The sequence below is a fragment of the Flavicella sp. genome, from assembly GCF_037132785.1.
Classification (GTDB): Bacteria; Bacteroidota; Bacteroidia; order Flavobacteriales; family Flavobacteriaceae; genus Flavicella.
This window is the reverse complement of the sequence record NZ_JBAHZZ010000038.1, coordinates 1-25,986: the sequence shown is the minus strand read 5'-3', so window position 1 is coordinate 25,986 and position 25,986 is coordinate 1. Positions and strand designations below refer to the sequence as shown.

27 protein-coding genes and 1 tRNA gene are annotated in these 25,986 nt (G+C 32.2%); 15 read left to right on the top strand and 13 right to left on the bottom strand.

The window, feature by feature from the left end; genetic code table 11:
• The 3 genes from V5787_RS02405 to V5787_RS02395 form a co-directional block, all read right to left on the bottom strand.
• Positions 1–284, bottom strand: a 284-nt coding sequence (locus V5787_RS02405) for a transposase (RefSeq protein ID WP_336891689.1), incomplete at its 3' end; no start/stop codon positions are given.
• Between the two features lie 241 nt (positions 285–525).
• A complete protein-coding gene (locus V5787_RS02400) occupies positions 526–1,626 on the bottom strand; it encodes a glycosyltransferase (protein ID WP_336891688.1) in 1,101 nt (366 codons plus the stop codon).
• Positions 1,626–2,510, bottom strand: a complete 885-nt coding sequence (locus tag V5787_RS02395; RefSeq protein ID WP_336891687.1) for a hypothetical protein — start codon at positions 2,508–2,510, stop codon at positions 1,626–1,628. The genes V5787_RS02400 and V5787_RS02395 overlap by 1 nt, the downstream gene beginning before the upstream one ends.
• Positions 2,511–2,615: 105 nt before the next feature.
• Between V5787_RS02395 and ruvC the strand changes: the two genes are divergently transcribed.
• Positions 2,616–3,176: a crossover junction endodeoxyribonuclease RuvC gene (ruvC, locus tag V5787_RS02390; RefSeq protein ID WP_336891686.1), complete on the top strand. Its 561-nt coding sequence runs from the start codon at positions 2,616–2,618 to the stop codon at positions 3,174–3,176.
• Positions 3,177–3,415: 239 nt separating this feature from the next.
• Positions 3,416–4,024 (top strand): heavy-metal-associated domain-containing protein, encoded by a 609-nt coding sequence (locus V5787_RS02385; RefSeq protein ID WP_336891685.1) that lies wholly within the window; start codon positions 3,416–3,418, stop codon positions 4,022–4,024.
• A 191-nt stretch (positions 4,025–4,215) separates the two neighbouring features.
• Here the strand turns inward: V5787_RS02385 and V5787_RS02380 are convergent, their stop codons facing one another.
• Positions 4,216–4,800, bottom strand: a complete 585-nt coding sequence (locus V5787_RS02380; protein ID WP_336891684.1) for a riboflavin synthase — start codon at positions 4,798–4,800, stop codon at positions 4,216–4,218.
• A 62-nt stretch (positions 4,801–4,862) separates the two neighbouring features.
• Between V5787_RS02380 and pdxA the strand changes: the two genes are divergently transcribed.
• The 12 genes from pdxA (at position 4,863) to V5787_RS02320 (ending at position 13,311) form a co-directional block, all read left to right on the top strand.
• On the top strand, positions 4,863–5,906 hold the full coding sequence (gene pdxA / locus V5787_RS02375) for a 4-hydroxythreonine-4-phosphate dehydrogenase PdxA (protein WP_336891683.1): 1,044 nt from the start codon (positions 4,863–4,865) through the stop codon (positions 5,904–5,906).
• A 75-nt stretch (positions 5,907–5,981) separates the two neighbouring features.
• The gene (locus tag V5787_RS02370; protein WP_336891682.1) at positions 5,982–6,554 is read left to right on the top strand and encodes a DUF177 domain-containing protein; all 573 of its coding nucleotides are present in this window, start codon (positions 5,982–5,984) and stop codon (positions 6,552–6,554) included.
• Positions 6,526–6,720 (top strand): 50S ribosomal protein L32, encoded by a 195-nt coding sequence (gene rpmF, locus V5787_RS02365; RefSeq protein WP_336891681.1) that lies wholly within the window; start codon positions 6,526–6,528, stop codon positions 6,718–6,720. Before V5787_RS02370 ends, rpmF begins: the two co-directional genes overlap by 29 nt.
• 165 nt (positions 6,721–6,885) lie before the next feature.
• Positions 6,886–7,884 (top strand): beta-ketoacyl-ACP synthase III, encoded by a 999-nt coding sequence (locus tag V5787_RS02360; protein WP_336891680.1) that lies wholly within the window; start codon positions 6,886–6,888, stop codon positions 7,882–7,884.
• 31 nt (positions 7,885–7,915) lie between these two features.
• Positions 7,916–8,407: an acetyl-CoA carboxylase biotin carboxyl carrier protein gene (gene accB / locus V5787_RS02355; RefSeq protein WP_336891679.1), complete on the top strand. Its 492-nt coding sequence runs from the start codon at positions 7,916–7,918 to the stop codon at positions 8,405–8,407.
• A gap of 73 nt (positions 8,408–8,480) precedes the next feature.
• On the top strand, positions 8,481–9,827 hold the full coding sequence (gene accC / locus V5787_RS02350; RefSeq protein ID WP_336891678.1) for an acetyl-CoA carboxylase biotin carboxylase subunit: 1,347 nt from the start codon (positions 8,481–8,483) through the stop codon (positions 9,825–9,827).
• A gap of 248 nt (positions 9,828–10,075) precedes the next feature.
• Positions 10,076–10,162, top strand: a tRNA-Ser gene (locus tag V5787_RS02345).
• A 66-nt stretch (positions 10,163–10,228) separates the two neighbouring features.
• Positions 10,229–10,954 (top strand): MotA/TolQ/ExbB proton channel family protein, encoded by a 726-nt coding sequence (locus V5787_RS02340; protein WP_336891677.1) that lies wholly within the window; start codon positions 10,229–10,231, stop codon positions 10,952–10,954.
• Positions 10,955–10,959: 5 nt separating this feature from the next.
• Positions 10,960–11,412: a hypothetical protein gene (locus V5787_RS02335; RefSeq protein ID WP_336891676.1), complete on the top strand. Its 453-nt coding sequence runs from the start codon at positions 10,960–10,962 to the stop codon at positions 11,410–11,412.
• Between the two features lie 6 nt (positions 11,413–11,418).
• On the top strand, positions 11,419–12,054 hold the full coding sequence (locus tag V5787_RS02330) for a biopolymer transporter ExbD (protein WP_336891675.1): 636 nt from the start codon (positions 11,419–11,421) through the stop codon (positions 12,052–12,054).
• A gap of 8 nt (positions 12,055–12,062) precedes the next feature.
• A complete protein-coding gene (locus V5787_RS02325) occupies positions 12,063–12,545 on the top strand; it encodes a biopolymer transporter ExbD (protein ID WP_336891674.1) in 483 nt (160 codons plus the stop codon).
• Between the two features lie 91 nt (positions 12,546–12,636).
• On the top strand, positions 12,637–13,311 hold the full coding sequence (locus V5787_RS02320; RefSeq protein ID WP_336891673.1) for a porin family protein: 675 nt from the start codon (positions 12,637–12,639) through the stop codon (positions 13,309–13,311).
• A gap of 622 nt (positions 13,312–13,933) precedes the next feature.
• Here V5787_RS02320 and rpoN read toward each other — a convergent pair.
• Positions 13,934–15,385 carry an RNA polymerase factor sigma-54 gene (gene rpoN, locus V5787_RS02315; RefSeq protein WP_336891672.1) on the bottom strand — a complete coding sequence of 484 codons (1,452 nt, stop codon included), beginning with the start codon at positions 15,383–15,385 and terminating at the stop codon, positions 13,934–13,936.
• A 187-nt stretch (positions 15,386–15,572) separates the two neighbouring features.
• Between rpoN and V5787_RS02310 the strand changes: the two genes are divergently transcribed.
• The gene (locus tag V5787_RS02310) at positions 15,573–16,697 is read left to right on the top strand and encodes a sterol desaturase family protein (RefSeq protein ID WP_336891671.1); all 1,125 of its coding nucleotides are present in this window, start codon (positions 15,573–15,575) and stop codon (positions 16,695–16,697) included.
• Here the strand turns inward: V5787_RS02310 and V5787_RS02305 are convergent.
• The 8 genes from V5787_RS02305 to ccoS form a co-directional block, all read right to left on the bottom strand.
• Positions 16,668–19,028 (bottom strand): efflux RND transporter permease subunit, encoded by a 2,361-nt coding sequence (locus tag V5787_RS02305; RefSeq protein WP_336891670.1) that lies wholly within the window; start codon positions 19,026–19,028, stop codon positions 16,668–16,670. The genes V5787_RS02310 and V5787_RS02305 overlap by 30 nt on opposite strands.
• Positions 19,029–19,437: 409 nt before the next feature.
• Positions 19,438–20,157 carry a sulfite exporter TauE/SafE family protein gene (locus V5787_RS02300; protein ID WP_336891669.1) on the bottom strand — a complete coding sequence of 240 codons (720 nt, stop codon included), beginning with the start codon at positions 20,155–20,157 and terminating at the stop codon, positions 19,438–19,440.
• Positions 20,158–20,160: 3 nt separating this feature from the next.
• On the bottom strand, positions 20,161–20,610 hold the full coding sequence (locus V5787_RS02295; protein ID WP_336891668.1) for a FixH family protein: 450 nt from the start codon (positions 20,608–20,610) through the stop codon (positions 20,161–20,163).
• A gap of 29 nt (positions 20,611–20,639) precedes the next feature.
• On the bottom strand, positions 20,640–22,058 hold the full coding sequence (gene ccoG / locus V5787_RS02290) for a cytochrome c oxidase accessory protein CcoG (protein WP_336891667.1): 1,419 nt from the start codon (positions 22,056–22,058) through the stop codon (positions 20,640–20,642).
• A 53-nt stretch (positions 22,059–22,111) separates the two neighbouring features.
• Complete coding sequence (locus V5787_RS02285) at positions 22,112–22,978, bottom strand: cbb3-type cytochrome c oxidase N-terminal domain-containing protein (protein ID WP_336891666.1); 867 nt, start codon at positions 22,976–22,978, stop codon at positions 22,112–22,114.
• Positions 22,968–23,174: a CcoQ/FixQ family Cbb3-type cytochrome c oxidase assembly chaperone gene (locus tag V5787_RS02280; RefSeq protein ID WP_336891665.1), complete on the bottom strand. Its 207-nt coding sequence runs from the start codon at positions 23,172–23,174 to the stop codon at positions 22,968–22,970. Before V5787_RS02280 ends, V5787_RS02285 begins: the two co-directional genes overlap by 11 nt.
• A gap of 11 nt (positions 23,175–23,185) precedes the next feature.
• Entirely contained in the window at positions 23,186–25,369 is a 2,184-nt protein-coding gene (gene ccoN, locus V5787_RS02275) for a cytochrome-c oxidase, cbb3-type subunit I (protein ID WP_336891664.1), read from the bottom strand.
• A 4-nt stretch (positions 25,370–25,373) separates the two neighbouring features.
• Positions 25,374–25,568 (bottom strand): cbb3-type cytochrome oxidase assembly protein CcoS, encoded by a 195-nt coding sequence (ccoS, locus tag V5787_RS02270; protein ID WP_336891663.1) that lies wholly within the window; start codon positions 25,566–25,568, stop codon positions 25,374–25,376.
• Positions 25,569–25,986: the final 418 nt, after the last annotated feature.

The window sequence follows — 25,986 nt, the reverse complement described above, 5'->3', positions numbered from 1 at the left end:
CCACAGAAATAGCTGAATGATAAACTATCGTTAAGTCTATCTTCTACTTGGTAATCGCTTAAACCATACCAACTCTGTAAAAGACACATTTTAAAAAGCAACAAACCATCATAGGAAGGCTTACCAACGGCACTTTTACCCCTGGAATAGTCCTTGTCTATTATTTTTGAAATGCGATCCCAATCGATAAGAATATTTATTTGACTAAAAAATGTAGCTTTTATCTTTCTTGTACGTAAATCACAAATGCTATCTGCAAAAGTAGGTGTTATTTGTAGTTTCATGGCTTGAATATATATCTTAATAAGCTAACAAACAATGATTTACACCCTAAGTTTGGGTCTTTGTTTTTGTCATGTACCTTGCAACGGTCTTCACTAAATTGTAACAACTGCTATGGCACGTATTAAAAACAGAAAAAAACCAAACCAGAAACGAGCTGTTTTATTAGTCATTTTATTAGTTGTAATAGTATTCTTACTATGGAATATAGAAGGCTTGATGGAACAGTTATTTGAATAAGAATTACCTCTTTAAAGTTCTTCCTTTCCATTCGAAAGTTGTAAATTGAGAAAGGATAAATACCCAAACACTAAATATAGGGTAGAGAATACTGCTTAGAAGATAGGGTAATAATGAGATTTTTTTTTTAAAGAATTGAGACGTTTTCTGTATAAATACTAGGTCTATAACAAGTTTAGCTAGGAAGAATAAGAGGGCTAGTTTCCAATTAAATATCAATAGAATTAATAGTAAAAAATTACTGACAAATATGACGGTGCCAACAAAAATTCCTGTTTTGTTTTTGTAAGAGGTGGCCTTCGCAGCCCAGCGAATTTTTTGATTGATTAAATTGTTCCAGCTTGTCTCTTGTTGGGTATATACAATTGCATCTCGGCTATTGATAAATGTTACTTTATTTGCATCCTCCGAAATGATTTTTTCCAGTAGAAATACATCATCACCACTTGCGATATTTTCATTTCCTTGATATCCATTGTTAATTATAAACACAGACCTGTGAAAACAGCTATTTGCACCATTGCACATAAATGGTATTCCTATAGAAAATGAGCCTATAGTACTGCCTTGGAGGCTTAAAAACTCTATATTTTGGAATTGATTTAAAAACGAGCTTTCACTTATGAGTGCAACGGGACCGCTGATATATTTATAAGATTTTTTTTGTAATACTGTATCATAGGCTTGAATCCAGTTTGAGGGAACTGTACAGTCTGCATCTGTAGTGAGAATCCAATTAAAATTTGCATATTTGACTCCCGTTGTTACAGCGGATTTCTTACCTAGAGATTCGTTGTTTAATAGCTGAATTTGAGTATCTAGGTTTTCTTGTTTGAATTTTTCAAGGAGTTGAAAAGAGCTATCTTCTGAATGATCGTTGATAAAAATAATTTCATACTTGTTTTTAGGGTAGTTTATTTTTTCTAGACTTTTAAAAAGCACTTTTAAATTACTTTCTTCATTCCGTAAAGCAATCAAAATAGAATAGGAATTGTAAAACGATTTTTTTGCAACCACAAAATCCGTTGATTTTTGAAGACCTCGGTAAAAGGAACCAATGAGCAAGAGGTATATTGAGGCTATACAGCTAGTGATTAGAATCATTATTTAAGTTGTTGATTAAGGTTAAAACCGGTTATAAAAAAACCTCCGATAATTGCGGGTATTGCGAAATTTAATAGCCACATTAAAAAGGCCGTTATTAAAATGATTTCATTAGATATATTGAATGGATCAAAAATAAATAAGGCGACAGATCCTTTAATTGCAAAATCAAACAAGGCAAAACTAGGGATACAAGAAGATATAAAATAGAGCAGCCAAACTATTGGTAACAGGCTTGTGTAGCTTTGCTCAATTCCAATTATTTTTAACAAAAACACATATTGAAAAGAGAAAACTAAATACCTCAATAAACTAAGAATTAATACAGTAACATGTGTACTTAATCTAGTATTGTAAAAGTATTTAAATATGTTTTTTGTCTTTTGTAAATAATATAAGACTGTGATTCCTAAAACACAAAATATGGAGATAAAAAGAACTGAACTGTGATTGAGTATTTTAAATTTAAATAGTGCAATTCCGACACATCCAAAAATACAGGTTATCAGCATTTGACTTGCATTTCCGATAAAAGTTAAGCTGAGTATTTTTTTTCTTAACTCCTTTTTAAAAAAGGAGGCTTTCGCTCCATATTCACCAATTTTATTTGGGGTAATGATTGCTGTTGTATGCGCTGCTAAACTTTGAGAGAATGCAGTACTATAAGAAATATAGCGAATGGAGCGTACTAAAATTTGCCATTTGAATACTTCTAAACCCCAGTTACAAAATGAAAGAAAAGTTATCATAAGAATTTCCAAAAGCGGAATTTTTGGTAAGGGGATTTGGAAATTATGAATCTTTATATAAAGAGTGTAAAAAGCACAACTAAGAATGATGAATTTCAAGATAGAAATTCCATAAGGGATTCGAAATGATTTCAATTTATTCACTTATATAACTTCTAATTTATATCTTCGTTCGAAGTTACAAAGAAAACGGAAATAATGTGGATTTGTTTCTTTTAGAATTAAAAGACAAGAAGAATTTTGAGTGGAGAAAGAATTATATTAGGAATTGACCCAGGAACTACAATTATGGGGTTTGGTTTGATTCGTGTAGTGAAAAAGAAGATGGAATTTATTCAGATGAACGAATTGCAATTACAAAAATATGATGATCCCTATACGAAGTTAAAATTGATTTTTGAAAGAACCATTGAATTGATAGATACGCATCACCCTGATGAAATAGCTATTGAAGCTCCGTTTTTTGGGAAAAATGTACAATCTATGTTGAAGTTGGGGCGTGCGCAAGGTGTTGCAATGGCGGCGGGATTATCTAGAGAAATTCCGATAACGGAATATTTGCCAAAAAAAATAAAAATGGCAATTACTGGAAATGGAAATGCTTCTAAAGAACAGGTTGCTTTAATGTTAAAAAGTACCTTGAACTTAAAAACCTTACCTAAAAATTTGGATGCCACCGATGGTCTCGCAGCTGCAGTGTGTCATTATTACAATAGTGGCGTGGTTGTAGGTGGAAAAAATTATAGTGGTTGGGCTTCTTTTGTAAAAGAAAATGAGGGTAAAGTAAATAAATCGAGATAATTGTTTTTTTGCAAAAATAATTCTTAATGCGCCTATCTCTATAGAGCTTAAGCTATCAGTGCTTTTTTGATTTCTTAATTTCAACTAATAAATGACCTACTCTAGGTTAATGGGAGAATAAATAGAAGTAGCCATTTTGTGTTTTTTATTTTGCTTTTGTTATTGAAATGTAAAATTCTTCCTTTTTTTTCGGATAAGTATAGGATTCTGTCTAAATTGCGACCGTTAAATCTATCATTATGAAATTTATTAAAATAATATGTCTTTGTCTTTTGGTTTCTCTAGTTGCGGTTTCTTGTAAGGAAACTCCTAAAAACGGGAAAGGTGCAGTTGAAAAAACAGCCGAGAAAAAAAGTTTAAAGAAAATTGAAGTTGGAATTGAAGGAATGACCTGTCAGATAGGTTGTGCAAAAACAATTGAGTCAAAATTATCAAAAGAGAAAGGGGTTTCTTCTGTTTCGGTTTCTTTTGAAAATAAATTAGGACAAATTGTTTATGATGAGAATAAAATATCAAAAGAAGAAATCATAAATAAAATTGAAGCTATTGCTGGTGGTGAAACATATAGCATAACTTCGGTTAAAGATGTGAAAGTTACGGGTTGTTCTAAGGATAGAAAGCCCTGTGCAAAAAAATGTAGCGATACATGTACGAAAGCAGACTGTGAAAAATGTGCTGAGTTGAAAGCGGAATGTAAAACTAAATGTGCAACCAAAGCAACTGAATGTAGTTCTAAACTAGCGAAGACTTGTGCAAAAAAATGTAGCGATACATGTACAAAATCAGACTGTGAAAAATGTGCTTCGATTCAAGAAGAGTGCAAGGAAAAATGTGCTGCTATAAAATAACACCTTTAATGCCAAATAAATTTGAATTATTTTTTCTTTAGATAAAATAAAAAAAACAAGCATAGCCGTAGGTTACGGTTCTATTTCATATAAAAACAAAACCGTAGTGGTGCTTGCTTCAATTTTTATTGCTTATCTGAGTAAAAAATATTAGTGCGACATTTAAAAATAAAATTGGTTTTAGACTCAATTTATTTATTCATTAAGCGAGCCACATATTTTCCTATTACATCGAACTCTAAATTCACTTCTGTTCCGACGGTGAATTTGTTGAAATTGGTGTTCTCGTATGTGTAGGGGATAATGGCGACACTGAAACTGTTTTTTTTTGAGTTTACAACTGTTAAACTTGTCCCGTTAATAGTGATAGAGCCTTTTTCAATAGTAATGTTGTTTTTTGTAGGGTCGTACTCAAATGTAAAAATCCAACTCCCGTTATCGTTAAAAATAGAGGTACAAGTTGCTGTTTGGTCTACATGACCTTGTACAATATGACCATCAAGTCTATCTCCCAGTTTCATAGCTCTTTCTAGATTTATAGAATCTCCCACTATTAAAGTAGATAAGTTTGTTTTTTGAAGAGTTTCTTTGATTGCTGTCACGGTATAAATGTCTTTGTCTATTGCAATGACAGTTAAGCAAACGCCATTATGAGCTACACTTTGATCAATTTTTAATTTGCCAGTAAAATCAGCAGAAACAGAGATGTGTAAGTTGTCGTTTTCCTTTGTGATTTGTTTTGTCAAACCTAGTTTTTCTATAATACCTGTGAACATAAAATTGTCAATTTAAATGATTACTTTTGATTGCTCAAAAATAAGAATAATAAAGTATTTGAATGGAGAAAGATCAAAAAATAAAGGTGGGTATTTCTGTTGGTGACATCAATGGAATTGGTATTGAGGTTATTTTAAAAACTTTCGAAGATAAGCGTATGCTGGATTTTTGTACTCCAGTATTATTTGCTTCTTTAAAAGTTATTTCTTTTCATAAGAATAATTTAAAATCTGAGGTTCGGGTTCAGGAAATTCATTCTTTAGAAAAAGTGATAGATGGGAAGGTGAATTTGTTGTCTATAACAAACGATGAGGTGAAAGTTGAATTAGGAACTCCTACAAAAGTATCTGGTGTTTTTGCGTTACAATCACTTGAGGCGGCTACTTTAGCGCTCAAGGAGGGTAAGGTAGATTTATTGGTGACTGCTCCTATAAGTAAAGATAATATTCAGTCAGAGACATTTAAGTTTGCTGGACATACTGAGTTCTTGGAGGAGAAGTTGGAAGGAGAAAGTTTGATGATTTTGATGACAGATACTTTACGTATGGGTTTGATTACTGGTCATGTTCCTGTTGCTAAAGTCTCTGAAACGATTACGAAAGAGTTGATTATTTCAAAAGTAAATACTATGTACACTACTTTGGTTCAAGATTTCAGGATTGATAAGCCGAAGATTGCAGTATTGGGATTAAATCCTCATTGTGGTGATAATGGAGTGATTGGTAATGAAGATGATGAGTTGGTAAGACCTACTTTGCGAGAAATTCGAGATACTGGAAAACTGGTATATGGACCTTATGCTGCGGATGGTTTTTTTGGTTCGGGGAATTATCAAGGGTTTGACGGTGTGTTGGCAATGTATCACGATCAAGGTTTGGTGGCGTTTAAAACATTAGCTTTTGGGAATGGAGTGAATTTTACGGCAGGTTTGTCTGAGGTAAGAACGTCTCCAGATCACGGGACTGCTTTTGAGATAGCAGGTCAAAATAAGGCTGATGCCTCTTCTTTTAAAGAGGCTTTGTTTTCTGGTTTGAAAATAGTTAAGATACGAGAAGCTTATAAAACCTTGGTAAAAGACAGTTTGAAGGTGAGAAAAAAATATTAATGAGTAAATTTTGATTTCTTTTGTTTATTATAAGGTGAAAATTTATATCTTTGCACGCTCAAATTGATGTTTGTTATGAAGGAGTTGAGAGATTTTGAAATTTCTTTTATAGGTTTAAAAGAAGGAAAGCATAATTTTGAATATCATATTAAAAATAAGTTCTTTGATGCGTTTCAATTGGATGATTTTGATGAAACGAATATAAATGTGGAGTTGGTTTTTGTTAAAAAGCCTAGTCTGTTAGAATTAGAATTCTGTTTTAAAGGTTTTGTTAATGTCTCATGTGATGTTACAGGAGAGTCTTTTGATATGGAGGTTAATGGTGATTTGTCTTTGATTGTTAAATTTGGAGAAAGTCCTGATGACGGAAACGAGGAGGTTGTTTATCTTCGGCATACAGAACACCGCATTAATGTGGCGCATTATATTTTTGAAATGTTAGTATTGTCAGCACCACAAAAAAGGGTGCATCCTAAGGTGCTTGATGGTACGATGGAGTCAAAAGCCTTTGAGAGGTTAGAAGAATTTAAAATAAAAAAGAGTACAACAAAAAAAGAAGATACAATAGACCCTAGATGGGGGAAGTTAAAAGATTTATTAATAGATAAAACACAGCGTAATGGCACATCCAAAGAGAAAGATATCTAAACAAAGAAGAGACAAAAGAAGAACTCATTACAAAGCGGTAGCTCCACAAGTTGCTGTTGATCCTACAACAGGAGAAGCGCATCTGTATCATAGAGCTCACTGGCATGAAGGAAAACTTTACTACAAAGGGCAAATTGTAATTGATTCACCTACAGTAGAAGCATAGTATTTTTATTAAAATACAGCAAAAAACCCTCTTGATGGAGGGTTTTTCGGTGTTTTAGGGTTAAAGGTGGTAATTATTGCCTTCTTTTTCATTTAAAAGTGAAATAAATTTCATTACTTTGGGTATTGATTTTTTTTGTGAAAAAATCTTATAAAAATATTATTTATGGGTAAAATAACTGCAGCAATTACAGCAGTAGGAAAGTACGTTCCAGACTATACTCTTACCAATAAAGAGTTAGAAACTTTGGTTGAAACGAATGATGAGTGGATTTTCACAAGAACAGGGATTAAAGAACGAAGAATTCTTAAAGATGCAGATAAAGGAACATCTTATTTGGCGATTAAAGCAGCGCAAGATCTAATTGCTAAGAGAAATATAGATCCGAAGGAGATAGATATGGTAATTATAGGTACAGCTACTCCAGATATGAATGTGGCATCTACTGCTGTTTATGTTGCCACCAAAATAGGAGCAGTAAACGCTTTTGGGTATGATTTACAAGCGGCATGTTCTAGTTTTTTATATGCGATGTCTACAGCTTCAGCTTATATAGAGTCAGGGAGATATAAGAAAGTATTAGTTGTTGGAGCAGATAAAATGTCTTCAATTGTTGATTATACAGATAGAGCTACTTGTATAATTTTTGGTGATGGTGCGGGTGCAGCATTGTTTGAACCTAATGAAGAAGGATTAGGTTTGCAAGATGAGTATTTGAGAAGTGATGGTATTGGACGTGAGTTTTTACGTATTGAAGCTGGAGGTTCTTTAAATCCAACATCTCAAGAAACATTAGATGCCAGGCAACACTTTATTAAACAGGAAGGAAAAACCGTATTTAAATATGCTGTTTCAAATATGGCTGACGCAAGTGAGAAAATACTCGAACGAAATAATTTGACAAATGATGATATAGATTGGTTAGCGCCACATCAGGCAAATCTTAGGATTATTGAAGCTACTGCAAGAAGAGTAAAGTTAGGTATGGACAAAGTTATGGTCAATATTCAGAACTATGGGAATACTACTTCTGCAACACTTCCATTGCTGTTAGCTGATTATGAAGATAAATTGAAAAAAGGAGATAATATTGTGTTCGCTGCCTTTGGTGGTGGATTTACATGGGGTGCCATTTATTTAAAATGGGCTTACGACTCTAAATAAAGAATTAAACAAGACTTATAACTTATATATTATGGAACTAAAAGATATTCAAAATTTGATAAAGTTTGTTGCTAAATCTGGAGCAAGTGAAGTGAAATTAGAAATGGAAGATATTAAGATTACCGTGAAAACAGGACCTAGTAAAACTGAAACTACGTTTTCACAATCTGTATTATCTCCAGTCCAAATTCCAGTTGTGTCACAGGTTGTGCCACTGGCTGTAGCTCCGGTTGTACCTGCTGCTGCTGTTGCTGCTGTTACAGAAGAAAACAATGAATCTAACTTATTGACAATTACGTCTCCAATTATTGGGACGTTCTACAGAAAACCATCTCCAGATAAATCTAATTTTATCGAAATTGGTGATTCAGTCTCAGCTGATTCTGTAGTGTGTGTAATTGAAGCGATGAAATTATTTAACGAAATAGAATCAGAAGTTTCGGGTAAGATAGTCAAAGTTTTAGTGGATGATTCTTCACCGGTAGAATTTGGTCAACCGTTATTTTTAGTTGATCCATTATAATTATTAAGCATAATTAAACACTATTTTTTGTAGTTCGTTAGTAGAACTATGATTTAGACTAAACAATATTATTATGTTTAAAAAAATATTAATTGCCAATAGAGGTGAAATAGCTTTACGTGTTATTAGAACATGTAGGGAAATGGGAATTAAAACAGTTGCTGTTTATTCTCAGGTAGATGAAGAAAGTTTACATGTTAAATTTGCTGATGAAGCAGTTTGTATTGGGCCTGCTGCAAGTACAGAATCGTATTTGAAAATGTCTAATATTTTGGCTGCCGCTGAAATAACAAATGCAGATGCGATACATCCTGGATATGGGTTTCTTTCTGAGAACTCAAAGTTTTCTGCTCTTTGTGAAGAGCATGGAGTTAAGTTTATTGGTGCGAGTTCTGAGATGATTGATAGAATGGGAGACAAAGCAAATGCTAAAACTACAATGATTGCTGCTGGTGTGCCTTGTGTTTCTGGTAGTGAAGGGGTGATTGAAGATTTTGCTGAATGCAAACGTTTGGCTGAAGAGTCTGGATACCCAGTAATGTTAAAAGCTTCTGCTGGAGGTGGAGGTAAAGGAATGCGTGCTGTTTGGAAAGAAGAAGAACTTGAAGATGCATGGGACGCTGCTCGATATGAATCAAAAATGGCTTTTGGTAATGATGATATGTATTTGGAGAAGTTAATTCAAGAACCACGTCATATTGAAATTCAAATTATTGGTGATTCATTTGGTAATGCCTGTCATTTATCTGAAAGAGATTGTTCAATTCAAAGACGTCATCAAAAGTTAACAGAAGAAACACCGTCTCCATTTATGACCGATGAATTACGGAATAAAATGGGGGAAGCTGCCGTAAAAGCAGCAGAATATATTAAATATGAAGGAGCTGGTACTGTTGAATTTTTGGTAGACAAGCACAGGAATTTTTATTTTATGGAAATGAATACACGTATTCAAGTTGAACATCCAATTACGGAACAAGTAGTTGATTTCGATTTGATTCGTGAGCAAATATTAGTTGCTGGAGGAGTGCCTATCTCAGGGAAAAATTATTTACCTAGACTTCATTCGATAGAATGTCGTATCAATGCTGAAAATCCGTACAAAGGATTTATGCCTGCACCTGGTAAGATTACTACGTTTCATGCGCCTGGAGGACATGGAGTTCGTTTGGATACCCATGTATATGCTGGGTATACGATTCCGCCTAATTATGACTCGATGGTTGCGAAATTAATTACAACCGCCCGAACGAGAGAAGAAGCGATCAGTAAAATGAAAAGAGCTTTGGATGAGTTTGTTATTGAAGGAATTAAAACAACGATTCCTTTTCATAGACAATTGATGGATAGTCCAAGTTATATCTCAGGGAACTATACCACGAAATTTATGGAAGACTTTGAAATGAAACCAGAACAATAGTGATAGGATTTTAAAAAAACAAAAAAGAGGATGTATATTTACATCCTCTTTTTTAAATGTTTTTTTTGGCAAGATTATTGAAGCGTTTGTTAAATTAAGATTAAGAAAACTGACCTAATGAATGAGTGAATTGGTTCTTTTTTATGAAAAGGGAACAAAATCACATAAATAAGATAAATAAATACATTTTTTTTTTTAAGGATTCAACATTTTTTTGTTACTTGCTGAACCTTAGAACGCATAATTTAGGAGAGGTGGCCGAGTGGCTTAAGGCGCACGCTTGGAAAGCGTGTTTATAAGAAATTGTAACGGGGGTTCGAATCCCTTTCTCTCCGCAGTGTTTTTTTAGGCAGTTAACGAATTTAAAACCTTAATTATATTAATAAATTAATTTTATCACAATGAAAAAAGTATTTACAATCTTTACAATTACAGGTGTAATGTTTCTTGGAGCAACTCAAAGTACATTTGCACAAGCAGCAGAAGCTGTAGAATCAGAATCATTTCATCAAGTTTTAAAACAACGTTTTATAGAGGGTGGCCCGTTTTTTATGGGAATCGTTTTGGTAGCTTTAATTTTAGGTTTAGCAATCGCAATCGAGAGAATTATTTATTTGAACATGGCAACAACAAATACTAAAAAATTAGTTACTGGAATTGAAGAAGCTATTGAATCTGGTGGAGTAGAAGCTGCAAAAGAGGTTTGTAGAAACACAAAAGGACCTGTTGCATCTATCTTTTATCAAGGACTTGATAGAGCTGATGAAGGAATCGAAGCTGCTGAAAAAGCAATTATTGGTTATGGTGGAGTTCAGATGGGATTATTAGAGAAAAACATATCTTGGTTATCTTTGTTTATCGCATTAGCACCAATGCTTGGGTTTATGGGAACGGTAATCGGGATGATTGGAGCCTTTGACTCGATTCAGCAAGCTGGAGATATTTCTCCTACAGTAGTAGCAGGTGGTATTAAAGTAGCCTTGTTAACAACGGTATTTGGTCTTGTAGTAGCGATTATTCTTCAAGTGTTTTATAACTACATTATTTCTAAAGTAGATGGAATCGTAAATGATATGGAAGATGCTTCTATCTCATTAATTGATATTTTGGTAAAAAATAAAAAATAAGAATAATGAATTTAGCGAATATATTAAAAGCACTAGTAGCATTAATTGGTGTTGTTGCTACTTATTTCTTCATTATGATAATAAGTACAGGTGACGATGTAATTATTGAAGGAGGAGGAACCTTAGGGATTGTTGGGCCAATGGTGTCATTTTCAATAGGACTATTTTTAGTTGTATTAGGATTGACTTTGTTGTTTTCAATTGTTGGGTTGTTTAAAAAACCAGAAGCCTTAAAGAAAACTATATTAGGATTAGTACTTCTAGGAGGTTTCTTAGCAGTATCATATGGTATGGCAGCAGATAATGCAGTAGTTGATGTAACTGGTGAAGTATTATCAGGTGGAGAAGAAGGATCAAATTCAAAATGGGTTAGTACAGGAATTTGGTTTGCTGTATTGTTAGGAGCCACTGCTATTTGCACTATTATATTAGGTGGAGTAAAATCAATTTTTAAATAAAAAAATATGGCACAAAAAGAAACTCCAGAGATTAATGCTGGCTCTATGGCGGACATTGCCTTCTTGTTGCTGATATTTTTCTTGGTAACAACAACAATGGATGTTGATTCTGGTATTTCTCGTAAATTATCAGAGAAACCACCTGAAAATTATGAGCCACCTGTAATTAAGCAGAAGAACATTCTTGAAATCAACTTAAATAGAAACGACGATATGTTGGTTGAAGGTGAAAGAATGAAAATTGAAGACTTGAGACAATTTACGATTGATTTCTTAGACAATGGAGGTGGTGTAGGAAAACCAGACGAGTCTGGTCCAGGAGAAATTTGTGATTACTGTAATGGTGAAAGACGAGATGATTCTTCAGATCATCCAAACAAGGCGATAATTTCTGTAAAGAGTGATAGAGGAACATCATATGGGATGTATATTACAATTCAAAATGAGTTGCTAAGAGCATATACTGAATTGAGAAACAGATATGCAAAGAATCATATTACTGGTGATTATGCTGGGATGAGTTATGATGAATTATTATTATTATTAGGAAATGATAAAGAGAATGAAGTATTAAAAGCTATCATTAAGGAAGTGAAAAATGCTTATCCTCAGATTATTTCTGATGCTGAACCGACTAAATAATTATAGATATGTCTAAATTTGGAAAAAAGAAAAAAGGTCTACCTGCAATAAATACTGCTTCCTTACCTGATATTGTATTTATGTTATTGTTCTTCTTTATGGTTACTACAACAATGAGGCAAACTGATTTGGTGATTAAAAAACCACAATTGCCTAGTGCTACAGAAGTAAAGAAATTAGAACATAAAAGTTTAGTTAGCACCATTTATGTTGGGAAAGCTAGACCTGAGGACCAAGCAAAATATGGTTCTGGAGATAAAATTCAGTTAAATGATAAAATAGCAACTATTAATGATATTGCAAACTTTATTTATTCTGAGCAAGAGAAGCATAACCCTGAAGAAATCCCTTATATGACAACGTCAATTAAAGCTGACATTACATGTGGTGTGGGTACAATTCACGATATTAGAATGGCATTACGAGATATCAATGCTTTAAAGGTGAGCTATTCAACTCGTAGAGGTGATTTACGTGAAAATGTAAGATAGAATATTTTATTAGGAATATTATAAAGGCATTCGTTTTACGAATGCCTTTTTGTTTTAACTTTGTTTATTAGATCTAATAAGATATATTTTAATGTTTAAAAAAATAATTTTTTGTTTGTCAACAACTACCTGTCTGATTGCTCAATCAGAGAATGATAGTTTGTCTATTGATCCAAGTTATTTAGAGGATCAGATTTATGTTGGTCTTACGTATAATGTTTTTTCTAATACACCTGATAGTTTTGTTCAGGATGGTTTTGCTTATGGAGTTGCAGTGGGTTTTATTAAGGATATTCCGTTTAATGAACAACGAAATATTGGTATAGGAATTGGTTTAGGATATACTTTTAATACTTATATTCAAAATTTGGGAGGAACAGATGATATGCTGGTACAAAACTTTACTACGAAAGCTTACTCGGATACTTATACAATAAATACTAATAGTTTTGAGTTGCCAATAGAATTTAGATGGAGAACTTCAACTTTGGAGAAATATAAATTTTGGAGAATCTATACGGGGATTAATATATCCTATGTATTTAATTCGAATGCAATTGGGCTTAGTGGAGATGAGTTAGTTGATATCCAAGTTTTGACATTAGAACGCTGGCAATATGCTTATACTCTTGCTGCTGGTTATGGAACATGGAACTTTTATATGAATTATTCGTTTGTTCCATTTTTTGATAAAAATAGCGTGTTTGAAAGTGAAAAATTAAATATGAATACGTTTCGTTTAGGTGTGATGTTTTACCTATTATAAACATTAAAAGAAGTAAGTAGAGAAAACGACCGACTGACTTATAACTCCAATGGAAAAACCTAACAAAACCTCTTTTAAGACATGTTCATTTAATTTTAATCGTGCTTGAGCTATAAATCCTGCTGTAGTAAATAAACATGCAATTAAGATAAGGAGGTTAGTTTGATTAAAGAAGCTATAAATCAAAATAAAACCTATAAAAGTCCCTATACCGATCATATGCAAACTAATTTTAAGTTTTGCAATAAAAAGAAATGAACAGATGCATAATGCAATAGAACAGCCAATAAATAATTGTGATAAAAAGAAGAGATTTGGTATTCTGATAAGAAATTTAGCTATGATAAAGAAAACGATTGTCATAAATAAAATTGGTATTTTTCGTTCGTTGATGTTTCTAACTTCGAAATTTTCTATATATTTTCTTTTTTTTAAAAAGTATAATAATAGAATCGGGATAAAATAAGTACCAATAGCAATTATAAAAATTACTTTTAATTGAGATTCTGAATCCGTGCTAGAATGATTGAGAATAAAGAATACGATCGTTGCAACGATGGGTAATAAAATGGGATGAAATACTATGGAAATTAGTCGGTAAAATCGATTCAAAATATTTAGTTTAGATTTCTTTACGTAACCTCGCAACAGGTATCTCTAATTGTTCTCTGTATTTAGCAACAGTTCTTCGTGCTATAATATATCCTTCTTCTTTAAGTTTATGCATAAGTTTATCGTCCGTTAAAGGCTTTTTTTTATCTTCATTTTTGATTACAGCTCTAAGGATATTTTTAATTTCTCTTGTAGAAACGTCTTCTCCTCGATCGTTTTTCATAGACTCAGAGAAAAACTCTTTGATAAGTTTGGTTCCATACGGTGTAGAAACATATTTGCTGTTTGCTACTCTAGATACTGTAGAGATATCCATTGCAATGATGTCTGCAATATCTTTTAGTATCATTGGTCTTAATTTTTTTTCATCGCCAGAAATAAAATACTCTTTTTGGTATTCCATGATTGCATTCATTGTCAATAATAAAGTCTGTTGCCTTTGTTTGATGGCATCGATAAACCATTTGGCAGCATCTAGTTTTTGTTTAATAAATAGAACTGCATCTTTTTGAGATTTAGATTTTTGTTTTGATTCCTTATATCCTTTAAGCATATTATTGTACTCTCTAGAAATATTTAATTCAGGTGCATTTCTTGAATTAAGACTTAGATCTAGGTCTCCTTCAATTATTTGAATTGTAAAATCCGGAACGATTTGATCTGTTATTTTAGAAGTTACCGTATAAGTTCCTCCTGGTTTTGGATTTAATTTTTCTATTTCAGAAACTGCCAATCGTAAGTCTCCTTCTGTAATTCCATATTTTGTAATAAGTTTTTTGTAATGCTTTTTTACAAATTGATCGAAGCTTTTAATTAGGATTTCAATAGCTAAGGCGATTGATTTTGATTTTGATTTGTTTTTTAGCTGTAGAACAAGACATTCTTTTAAATTCCTAGCACCGATTCCTATAGGATCCATTCTTTGGATAATAGACGTCAGAACTTCTTCAACTTCTTCTTCTGTAGTGTAAATGTTTTGAGTAAAAGCCAAGTCATCTACTAAATCAAGAATCTCTCTTCGTAAGTACCCACTGTCATCCAAACTACCAACTAAAAATTCTGCAATAGAAGATTTTTTATTATTTAAGGAAAAGGTATTGAGCTGACTTTTTAAATTCTGATGGAAACTAATCCCTCCAGCATATGGGATTTGATTTTCTTCATCATCCGGACTGTAGTTATTTGCATGTAGTTTGTAATGAGGAATTTCATCATCACTTAGGTATTCATCAATATTGATTTCATCAGTATCGATGTTTTCATTACCAAGATCTTCATATTCATTTTGTAAATCTTCGTCATTATCTATTTCTCTTTCAATATCTAAAGCAGGGTTTTCTTCAATTTCCTGTTTTAACTTTTGCTCAAAAGCTTGTGTAGGTAATTGAATTAATTTCATCAGCTGGATTTGCTGAGGAGATAATTTATGAAGTAATTTTAATTGAAAATTTTGTTTAAGCATGTGATGCAAATATAGTAAATCAATGTATAAGTCTGATGATTACTTTATTCGGTTTAAAGTAAATTTTTATAAAATGATCTCGTCGTATTATTTGGTTGCAATTCAGTTGTTTGAGGTGTTTTATGATTGTTATTTTAATTTTAGCTGTTTTTATGTGATTGTTTTTATCTTTGTATAAAAACAGAGAATGAAAGAAGACAAGTATTTGTGGTTAGCCGCAGCAATAGTTTTTTTTGTAATAGGATTAGAGTATCTTTTTGCAAGAAAAAAAGGAAAAAAAATATTTAGATTTGAAAACACAATTTCTAATATATTAATGGGAGTATTTGATAGAATAGCAGGCTTGTTTATGCTACCTCTTATCTTCTTTTACTATCAGTTTTTATATAATAATTTTTCTATATTTTCTATCCCTATTACGATAGCTTGGTTTGTATTTGCTGTCTTTCTATCTGATTTTATTTGGTACTTTTATCATAAATCGGGACATAGGGTAAATTTGTTTTGGGGTGCTCATATAATACATCACCAAAGTGAAGATTATAATTATTCCGTAGCCTTGAATTTAACTCCTTTTCAGGTGCTTATTCGTGTGCTTTTCTGGTCTTTAATGCCGATAATTGGTTTTGCTCCTAAAGTTGTTTTAGGTACTCATTTGGTGATTGGAATTTATCAGTTTTTATTACATACTACACTAATTCCCAAACTTGGAATTATTGAATACCTCTTTGTTACACCTTCTCATCATAGGGTACATCACGGGAGTAATGAAGAATATTTGGATAAAAACTATGGAGGGATTTTAATAATATGGGATCGGATTTTCGGTACGTTTATAGAAGAAAAGAGTGAAGTGGTCTATGGGATTACGAAGGATATAAACTCTAGAGATTTTTTAGTGTCGGTTTTTCATTATTATAAAAATTTAGGATTTCAAATGAAACAACTACCAAAAATAAAAGACAAACTTCTTCTTTTGGTTAGTGGTCCAGATTGGGTTCCTTCTTCTGGAGAGTTGGATTTAATGCCGTTGTATATTGATAAAGGAACCTATCAATATGGTAAGTTTTCATCCTGGTCTAAAGCATTAATTCTTTTAAATACGATAGTTGTATTCGCTGTAATCATTGCTTTTTCCTATTTCATGAGCCAATTATCGGCTATAGATATGGCTGGTATTGCAGTATTTGTACTACTAACTTTAATTATAACGGGTAGGTTATTAGAAAATACAAAAACAACAATATTAGAACTGATTCGTTTGGTACTCGTTGTTGGTTGGCTATATAACTTTATGTTCCTTTTGTTTTAATTTTAAACGGTTTTTCTTTGCTGTTTTTCTCTCTAGTGAAAGTAATAATGCAGGTAGTAATAAAAGGTTAGACACCATTGCGAAAAGCAGTGTTATTGAGACCAACCCTCCTAATGCTTTTGTTCCTCCAAAACTAGAAACTAAAAAGACTAAGAAACCAAAGAATAAGACTATAGATGTATAAAACATACTTACACCAGTTTCTCTAATAGCTTTAAAAACTGATTTTCTAATTTTCCAGTTACTAGAAATTAATTCTTGTCGGTATTTTGCTAAGAAGTGTATGGTGTCATCTACGGATATTCCAAAGGCTATACTAAAAACAAGTATCGTTGAAGGCTTAATTGGGATACCAATATAACCCATAATTCCACCTGTAACTAACAAGGGTAATAGGTTTGGAATTAGGGATATAAATATCATTTTTAGTGATTTGAACATCCATCCCATAAAAATGGAAATCAATAGAATAGCAAGACCTAAAGAAACAATCAGATTTTTAATGAGATAATTTGTTCCTTTTAAAAAGACAAATGCTTTTCCTGTTAAGGTCACAGTATAATTCTCTGTGCTAAATTCCTTATCGATGAATTGTTGAAGGTCACGTTGGATTTTCTCCATTTCGTCTGTTTCAATATCCTTCATATATGTTGTGATTCTAGCATATCTTCCTGTAGAATCTATATTATTGAGAAGAGCTCCTGTTCCTGGATTTTGACTAGAATTTTTGATATAATCAAATAGGAAAGTTTTTTCTTGTGATGTTGGAAGTTGGTAATATTTTGGGTTTCCATTGTAGAACGCTTGTTTTGAGTATTTTACTAGGTCTACAACTGAGGTTGCTCTAGATAAACCTGGAGTCTCTGAAATTAAATTCGTTAATTTATTTATTTTTTTTAGAGTTGATAATTTAAATACACCATTTTCTTTATGAGTGTCTACCATAATTTCAAGAGGCATAATTCCTCCAAACTGTCTCTCGAAAAACATAATATCTTTGTAGAACGTTTTATCTTTTGGCATGTCATCAATTAAACTACCGGAGACTTTAATTTTATATATTCCGATAATACTTGTTGTGAAAATCAGAAAAGAGACAGCATAAATTGTATTTTTTCTGTTGCGAACCATAAACACCATCCAATCAACAACTTTAGAAATCCATTTTTGTTCTAAGTGCTTTAAATGTTTTTCTTTAGGAATTGGCATAAAACTATAAATACTCGGTATGATTAGTATTGATAGAATGAAAATTGCCATAATATTAATTGAGGCAATAATTCCAAATTCTCTTAATAAGGAGCTGTTGGTGAAAATAAAAGTTGCAAAACCAGCTGATGTGGTAATATTGGTCATTAAAGTAGCATTTCCTACTTTAGAAATTACACGATATAAAGACTTGGTTTTATTGTTGTGAATTTTTATTTCTTGCTGGTATTTATTAATGATAAATATTGCGTTGGGAACTCCAATTACAATAATCAACGGTGGAATCAATGCTGTTAAAACAGTGATTTCAAACCCGAACAATCCAATAAATCCAAAAGCCCATATAACACCAATACTCACCACTAATAAAGTGATAAATGTTGCTCTAAATGACCGGAAGAACAGGAAGAAAATAAAAGCAGTTACTGCGAGTGCAAGCATGACAAAAAGTGACATTTCTGACTTTATGTTTTCTGAATTCATCGACCTAATATATGGCATGCCAGATATACGTACATCAATGTTATTATCTTGTTCAAATTTTTCTATGATTGGATTAAAGACATTGAAAACAAACTCTTTTCTAGCCTTTGTATTCACAAATCCTTTGTTAAGAAAAAGTGCAATCTGAATGGCTTCTGTGTTTTTATTAAATAATAAATTATCATAAAAAGGCATTTCATTAAATAGATGATTTTTAAATTCATCTATCTTTTCTTTTGTATCTAAATTCTCTATAGATAATTTAGATAGCTCAAAACGCTTTAATTTTTTGTTTTTCTTTAATTCTTTTAAATCACCTATAGATATAGAATACTGAATCTCATTTAAAGAGTCTAAGCGCTTAGCTAAGCGATTCCAGTTCAAAAACTTATTTGGATTGAAAATGGTTGAGTCTTTAACTCCAAGAATGATTAAAGTACCTTCTTCTCCAAAAACCTTTACAAATTTGTCATATTTTATATTTTCAATATGATCTTTTGGTAGTAAATTTGCTTCTGTATAAGATAGTTTTACATGTCTCATTTGTGACCCTAGAAGGACTGTAACTATAGCAATAGTAATAAGGATTACTATTTGTCTTTTTAAGACAAATCGAGACGTTTTTGACCAAAATTTCATGAAAATTAATTTATTGCAAATATAAGCAATACAAATCACTTAATAATTATAATGAAGTATGATAAAAACATAAGGAAAATAGGTTTTTAGATATTGTTTATTCCTAGTTATTGGGTATAATATTCATACCCTGATTTACCGTAGAATCAATGATGAGTTCTGCTTTCTAATTTTTATATAGTGTGAATTTTTTATCGTTCCAAAATCAGTTCCAGATTTATCAAATATTCCTATTGATGAACCATTGTTTTCCGTTTCTGAATTACGATAAGTTCCCTTCTTAAATACCAACACCATTATCTTAATAATAGTAAGAATTTGATGCGTCATTTGAATATTAAAAAGGTATAAACCCTAGAATATCAGAAGTTGGATTTCTAATATCATGAGCAATTATAGAATTAGTTTTTTATTTTAAACCAATAGGAGCACATACAGTAGGCTCGTTTTGAATCTGTAATTGAATATCAGAAGGTGAGATATATGGAATACCGATTCCTAAACCTCTTAAAATAAATAGAAATCCTATTATAAAAACAAAATAAGGTATTGCTTTTTGAATTTTGTTTCTGAATTTCAGTGAAAGTATAGCTTTAAAATATATAATTAATGTCATTAGAGGAATAGTACCTAAACCATAGATAAGCATATATAAGAAACCTTGGGTAGGAGAGGCCATCGCAATTGCACCTGCCAGTGCCATATAAACCATTCCACAAGGTAAATAGCCGTTAAAAAAACCAATGATAAATAAAGATACGTAACTTTTGTTTTTAAGTCGTTTCCCTAAGCCAGACTTAATTTGTCCAATGAATTTATATAAAGGGCTTGTAATTTTAATTTTTTTAAAAAAAGAAGATGGAACAATGATATATACAATCATAAATAACCCTATTATGATAGATAACCGCTGTTGAAATCCTGATAAGAATAAGCCTTTTCCAAGTAGCCCGAAAATTAATCCAATGCTACCATAAGCTATAATTCTTCCTAAATGGTATAAAAATATCTTACTACATCTTGGCAATGGTTTTTCAGCATGGACAGGTAATACCATTGCTATTGGACCGCACATGCCAATACAGTGAAAGCTACCGAGTAAGCCAAAAAGTAATGCTGAAAAAAACATGATTTAGTTATTTAAACTATGCAGAAAGAAGTAGTCTTCGTCCTCAACACTCCAATTGACATGTATATTCCAACGACCACCAATTAAAACCTCATTAGAGATAAATTGCGTGTGTTTGGTTAGAATAATCGGTAATGTTACATCCAATACTTTATTTGAAGGGCGATATAGATAAATAGTCCCTTTAATTTTTTCTTGTTCGATGTCTTTAGGGAAATCGACAAAAACACCATTTGCTACCTTTCTGATAGTAATATTTTGAGCTAAATTTTTTGCGTTGTTTAATTTGTCTATACGGTGTTGATATTCCAATTCGTATTTGTAATAATCTTCAACTACAAGATCGTTATCGTACTTGCTATCAGTGCTTATTTTGATAACAAAATATAAGATGAATCCAATAAAAAATACAAGCGCCAATGCTATTCCACTTCCCCAATTGATTTTTTTCATATGTATATATTTACTACGGAATCCTAAAGCTATCTAAACCTTCTAGGTCCCATAAAATTTGTTTTTGTTGTTTCAATTAATTTTTCTCCTGAGAAAACTCCAATTTTTAAGTTTTCTTTAGAGTCGCTTAAATCTTTTCTCGCAATCTCAATAAAGAGTGAGCCTCCATAAAGCACTTGTTTTTCAATGTCAAAATCTTTAGCGCCAACTAGTTTGATTGTTCCTTTGTGTGAAATTAATTCAAAATGTATATTTTCAATTTTTTTTGATGTTTTATTGATTAGTTTAAATGTATAGATGTTACTAATTATATGATTTTCTTTTGTCTTATATAATTCTCCTGGAAGCCTTAATATAGTAGCTTCCACATCATTCCTCATAAACAACATAGTTACAAGTACAACTATTAAAATAGAAAGAACAGCAGTATAGCCCTTCATTCTAAGGTCAAATTCAAATGGTTTATTTTTTTCAATATTATCTTCAGAAGCGAAACGAATTAGTCCTTTGTCAAGACCAACTTTTTCCATTATATGATCACAAGCATCAATACAAGCGGTGCAGTTTATACACTCTAACTGTGTTCCGTTTCTTATGTCAATTCCCGTAGGGCAAACATGAACACATTGATCACAGTCTATACAGTCGCCTTTACCAGTACTAGCTCTATCTTCATTTTTCTTGAATAAGGCTCTGCCTTTTTCTTTTTCTCCTCTTTTGTAATCGTAGGCGACACTTATAGATTTATTATCTAATAGAACTCCTTGTAGTCTTCCGTATGGACATGCTATAATACATACTTGCTCTCTAAACCAAACAAATATAAAATAAAATACACCTGTAAATATTAACAATAAAGAAAGATCTCTAATATGGTCTATTGGTGGATCTGTAATAATTGAAATTAATGTATCGCTACCTATAAAATAAGCAAGAAAGACATTTGAAATGATAAAGGAAATTATAAAATAGACACACCATTTTAATATCCGTTTTCTGATTTTTGTAGCATCCCATTTTTGTTTGTCTAATCTAATTTGAGCTCCCCTATCTCCGTCTATAGCATATTCGATTCTCCGAAAGACCATTTCCAGAAAAATAGTTTGTGGACATATCCAACCGCAAAAAATTCTTCCATATACAACTGTAAACAAAATAATAAATACAATTCCGATGATCATAGAGATAACCATCAAATGGAAATCTTGTGGCCAAAAAGGAACTCCAAAAATATTAAACCTTCGTTCAATAATATTAAACAATAAAAATTGATTTCCTTGGATTTTAATAAAAGGAGCAATCAATAAAATAACAAGAAGAAAATAACTTACATATATTCTGTAAGTATAAAAAAAACCAGAAGGCTTTTTTGGATATACCCATTTACGCCCACCGTCTTCCGTCATGGTGCCTATAGTATCTCTAAAGGCTTCTTGATTTTCATCCATTATATAATGTAAAAATATCGTTGGTGTTTATAAGACACCAACGACTAAGAGATTTATTCTTCTGTCCATTTTTCTCCCTCAGGAGCTTTAGCATTTTCAGGGTTGCTACCTTGTAAGCTTATAATGTAATTTGCGAGTAGACGAATTTTCTCAGGACTAAAACTGTTTTTCCAAGCAATCATTCCTTTTCCGTCTCGTCCACCTTCGGAAATAACGTTGTATATGTTTTTGATACCACCTCCTAAGATCCAGTATTCGTCGGTTAGATTCGGACCAATTGACCCTCTACCATCTGCCATATGGCAAGCTGAACAATTCTGCTTAAATAATTTCATTCCCTTATTTAAATCTCCTTGATCTGAGTTAGCTTCCATGGAGTTAAGGTCAATTGTTTTTATCGTTTTTTTGTATGCTTCAACTTCTGCTTTGGCAATAGCGACTTGTTCGATATATTCCTCTTCTTGATTTGGACCATCAAATACTTCATAATATCCTAAGTATGCAATTGCCCAAATGATACTTGCATAGAACATATAAACCCACCAAGGTGGTAAATCATTATCTAACTCTTTGATACCATCATAATCATGGTCTAGGATGATGTCATTTTCTTCACTGATAGGCTTTGTTTTGGAAAGAACCCTCATCAATCCTTTCCAATCTTTGATGGAATTTGATTCTTTTTTAGCGAAATATGCTTCTTTTTCTTCTTCTGAAATATGATCTGTATATAACTTTTCAGTTGCTGTTTTTACTTTTTCTATAATAATTAATATCAATAATAGAATTAGATAAAAAGCTATAATTGATGGTTGCTCAAAACCTGATTGATCACCAGGAATCATGAGTTCAGTTATCGTAAATACGACCAAGAATATTGAAAATACTCGAATAAAAGGTATAGGAAGTTTATTTTTCATTTTGGTTGTTGTTTTTGTTTTCTGTTAGGTTTTCCTTAAAAGGAATCTGACTTACTTTATCGATATATTCCTTCTTAGAACTGACTACCCACCAGGTTAATGCAGCAAAAAAAAGAAAGAAAATTATTAATGAAATGATTGGATAGATTTCTATCCCTTCAATTTCTGTCATATTATGTTTAATAAATTTCAGCATAGTCTATAAATTTATTTTTGTGAAACTTTTACTTTGATATCTGTTCCTAATCGTTGTAAATATGCAATTAATGCAACAATTTCTCTTTTGTGAATTGGTACAAATTCTTCTCCATCTGCAGCTGCCGCTTCTTTTTCTGCTTCATAGTTTTCTGTAAATGAAGGATCTTGATGTAAGTTTTTTTCAACTTGTAGAGCTTGTTCTCGCAAATTAACCAGTGCGTTTTCTACTTCTGTATCCGTATAAGGAACCCCAAGAGTAACCATAACTTCCATTTTGGCTTGTGTATCAGAGATGTCTAAAGTGTTTTTTGTCAACCATTGGTATCTTGGCATAATTGAGCCTGGGGACATCCTTTGTGGGTCGTACATATGATTGAAATGCCAGCTGTCTGAATTTTTCCCGCCTTGTCTATGTAAATCAGGACCGGTACGTTTAGAGCCCCATAAGAATGGATGGTCATAAACAAATTCTCCAGCTTTGGAGTATTCTCCATATCGTTCTACTTCAGATCTAAATGGTCGTATCATTTGTGAGTGACAACCAACACAACCTTCCCTTATATACAGATCTCTCCCTTCTAACTCCAATGGAGTATAAGGTTTGACACTTGTAATTGTTGGTATATTTGAATCTATTAATAGGGTTGGAACAATTTGTACAATACCTCCAATGAGTATAGTAATAGTTGCTAATATTGTTAATTGAACTGGCTTTCTTTCAATTACTTGATGCCAGCTTTCTCCTAAAAGTCTTCCTTTTCCAATTTTATTTAAAGCAGGAGCTTCTGCTAAATCATCTTCAACCGCAGAACCTGATTTGATTGTTTTTACGATATTAAATAACATTACGAATGCACCAGCAATATACATAGAACCTCCAATTGCACGCATCCAATACATTGGAATGATTTGTGTTACCGTTTCTAAGAAGTTACCGTACATTAAAGTACCGTCTGGGTTGAATTGTTTCCACATAGAAGCTTGTAAGAAACCTGCTACATACATAGGTAATGAATATAAAAGAATACCTAAAGTTCCAATCCAAAAGTGAGTATTTGCTAATTTTACTGAAAACAAAGTTGTTTTAAACATTCTAGGAACCAGCCAATAGATCATTCCAAAAGTTAAGAAACCATTCCAAGCTAAGGCACCAACATGTACATGTGCAATAATCCAATCAGTATAGTGAGCTATTGCATTTACATTTTTCAATGCGAGCATCGGCCCTTCAAAGGTCGCCATTCCGTATCCAGTAATAGCTACCACCATAAATTTCAAAACAGGATCTGTTCTCACTTTGTCCCAAGCACCACGTAGGGTTAACAATCCATTAATCATACCTCCCCAAGATGGAGCAAGTAACATAATAGAAAAAGCAACTCCTAAATTTTGAGCCCAGTCAGGAAGTGCTGTGTATAATAAGTGATGCGGGCCTGCCCAGATATAGATGAATATCAAAGACCAAAAATGCACAATAGACAATCGGTAAGAATATACTGGTCTGTTAGCTGCTTTTGGGACAAAATAATACATTAACCCAAGAAAAGGTGTTGTTAAGAAAAAGGCAACAGCATTATGTCCATACCACCATTGTACCAAGGCATCTTGTACACCTGCGTATACTGAATAACTCTTGAGGAAAGAAACAGGCAATGCAAGACTGTTAAAGATATGCAATACTGCAACTGTAACAAAAGTTGCTAAGTAAAACCAAATGGCAACGTACAAATGACGTTCTCTACGTTTGATAATGGTTCCAATCAAGTTGGCTCCAAAGGCAATCCAAATTACAGCGATTGCAATATCTATTGGCCATTCTAATTCGGCATATTCTTTACTAGACGTATAGCCTAAAGGAAGTGTAATTACTGCAGAAATGATAATAGCCTGCCATCCCCAAAAGTTTAATTTACTTAAAAAGTCGCTCCACATTCTCGCTTTTAAAAGACGTTGAGACGAATAATATACACCAGCATAAATTGCATTTCCTATAAAAGCGAAAATTACAGCATTTGTATGTAAGGGTCTTAATCGACCAAAGCTTAGCCATGGAATTCCGTCGGTTAAATTAGGAAAAAGAAACATAAGTGCTAAAAGTAAGCCGACTGACATTCCAATTAGACCCCAGGCGATAGTGGCATAAATGAAATTTTTGACAATTTTGTTGTCGTAATAAAACTGTTGAACTTCCATGAATTTATAATTTGTTAGTTGATTTTTGTTTTGAAATATCTTTGGTTTTTTTTTTTGTGGGTTTATCGTCAAAAAGCATCCGAACTGAAGGGGTATACGAATCGTCAAATTGACCACTCTTTACCGCTTTTATAAATGCGATAAAGAAGACTAGTGCTATTATAAGGCTAATGGTTATTAGTAAATAAATGACACTCATATTCGAGTTTTTGTTTTTTATACAAAAGTATTATTGACGCCTATTAAGAAACATGATATATATCATGCCTGTCTTTTAATTTATTACGTTGTGTGTTACACAACAATTGTTATTTTTTTCAGGATGTGACTAAATTACAAAATATAGTTCAGAATTCATTATTTCTTTAGGTGTTTTACAGGGCAAACTCACACTTTTTTCAAGTTAATTCGATTGGCTTGTAGTTGTTTATATTGTTTATTTTTCGTATATTATACTGATAGTCAGTCAAATATAGTTATGGATTCAAAAAGTAAATTAGTCAGTATTTTTGGTAAGGTAGAAGACCCTAGAAGCGATATAAACAAGTTACATGACTTGGTTGACATCCTTCTTATTGGTGTAATTTCGGTAATTTGTGGGGCAGAAATATGGAAAC

Coding starts and splice junctions, on each gene's coding strand:
- V5787_RS02400 (WP_336891688.1), bottom strand. CDS start 1,626: ATGATTCTAATCACTAGCTGTATAGCCTCAATATACCTCTTGCTCATT.
- V5787_RS02385 (WP_336891685.1), top strand. CDS start 3,416: ATGAAATTTATTAAAATAATATGTCTTTGTCTTTTGGTTTCTCTAGTT.
- V5787_RS02380 (WP_336891684.1), bottom strand. CDS start 4,800: ATGTTCACAGGTATTATAGAAAAACTAGGTTTGACAAAACAAATCACA.
- pdxA (WP_336891683.1), top strand. CDS start 4,863: ATGGAGAAAGATCAAAAAATAAAGGTGGGTATTTCTGTTGGTGACATC.
- V5787_RS02370 (WP_336891682.1), top strand. CDS start 5,982: ATGAAGGAGTTGAGAGATTTTGAAATTTCTTTTATAGGTTTAAAAGAA.
- rpmF (WP_336891681.1), top strand. CDS start 6,526: ATGGCACATCCAAAGAGAAAGATATCTAAACAAAGAAGAGACAAAAGA.
- V5787_RS02360 (WP_336891680.1), top strand. CDS start 6,886: ATGGGTAAAATAACTGCAGCAATTACAGCAGTAGGAAAGTACGTTCCA.
- accB (WP_336891679.1), top strand. CDS start 7,916: ATGGAACTAAAAGATATTCAAAATTTGATAAAGTTTGTTGCTAAATCT.
- accC (WP_336891678.1), top strand. CDS start 8,481: ATGTTTAAAAAAATATTAATTGCCAATAGAGGTGAAATAGCTTTACGT.
- V5787_RS02340 (WP_336891677.1), top strand. CDS start 10,229: ATGAAAAAAGTATTTACAATCTTTACAATTACAGGTGTAATGTTTCTT.
- V5787_RS02335 (WP_336891676.1), top strand. CDS start 10,960: ATGAATTTAGCGAATATATTAAAAGCACTAGTAGCATTAATTGGTGTT.
- V5787_RS02330 (WP_336891675.1), top strand. CDS start 11,419: ATGGCACAAAAAGAAACTCCAGAGATTAATGCTGGCTCTATGGCGGAC.
- V5787_RS02325 (WP_336891674.1), top strand. CDS start 12,063: ATGTCTAAATTTGGAAAAAAGAAAAAAGGTCTACCTGCAATAAATACT.
- V5787_RS02320 (WP_336891673.1), top strand. CDS start 12,637: ATGTTTAAAAAAATAATTTTTTGTTTGTCAACAACTACCTGTCTGATT.
- rpoN (WP_336891672.1), bottom strand. CDS start 15,385: ATGCTTAAACAAAATTTTCAATTAAAATTACTTCATAAATTATCTCCT.
- V5787_RS02310 (WP_336891671.1), top strand. CDS start 15,573: ATGAAAGAAGACAAGTATTTGTGGTTAGCCGCAGCAATAGTTTTTTTT.
- V5787_RS02305 (WP_336891670.1), bottom strand. CDS start 19,028: ATGAAATTTTGGTCAAAAACGTCTCGATTTGTCTTAAAAAGACAAATA.
- V5787_RS02300 (WP_336891669.1), bottom strand. CDS start 20,157: ATGTTTTTTTCAGCATTACTTTTTGGCTTACTCGGTAGCTTTCACTGT.
- V5787_RS02295 (WP_336891668.1), bottom strand. CDS start 20,610: ATGAAAAAAATCAATTGGGGAAGTGGAATAGCATTGGCGCTTGTATTT.
- ccoG (WP_336891667.1), bottom strand. CDS start 22,058: ATGGATGAAAATCAAGAAGCCTTTAGAGATACTATAGGCACCATGACG.
- V5787_RS02285 (WP_336891666.1), bottom strand. CDS start 22,978: ATGAAAAATAAACTTCCTATACCTTTTATTCGAGTATTTTCAATATTC.
- V5787_RS02280 (WP_336891665.1), bottom strand. CDS start 23,174: ATGCTGAAATTTATTAAACATAATATGACAGAAATTGAAGGGATAGAA.
- ccoN (WP_336891664.1), bottom strand. CDS start 25,369: ATGGAAGTTCAACAGTTTTATTACGACAACAAAATTGTCAAAAATTTC.
- ccoS (WP_336891663.1), bottom strand. CDS start 25,568: ATGAGTGTCATTTATTTACTAATAACCATTAGCCTTATAATAGCACTA.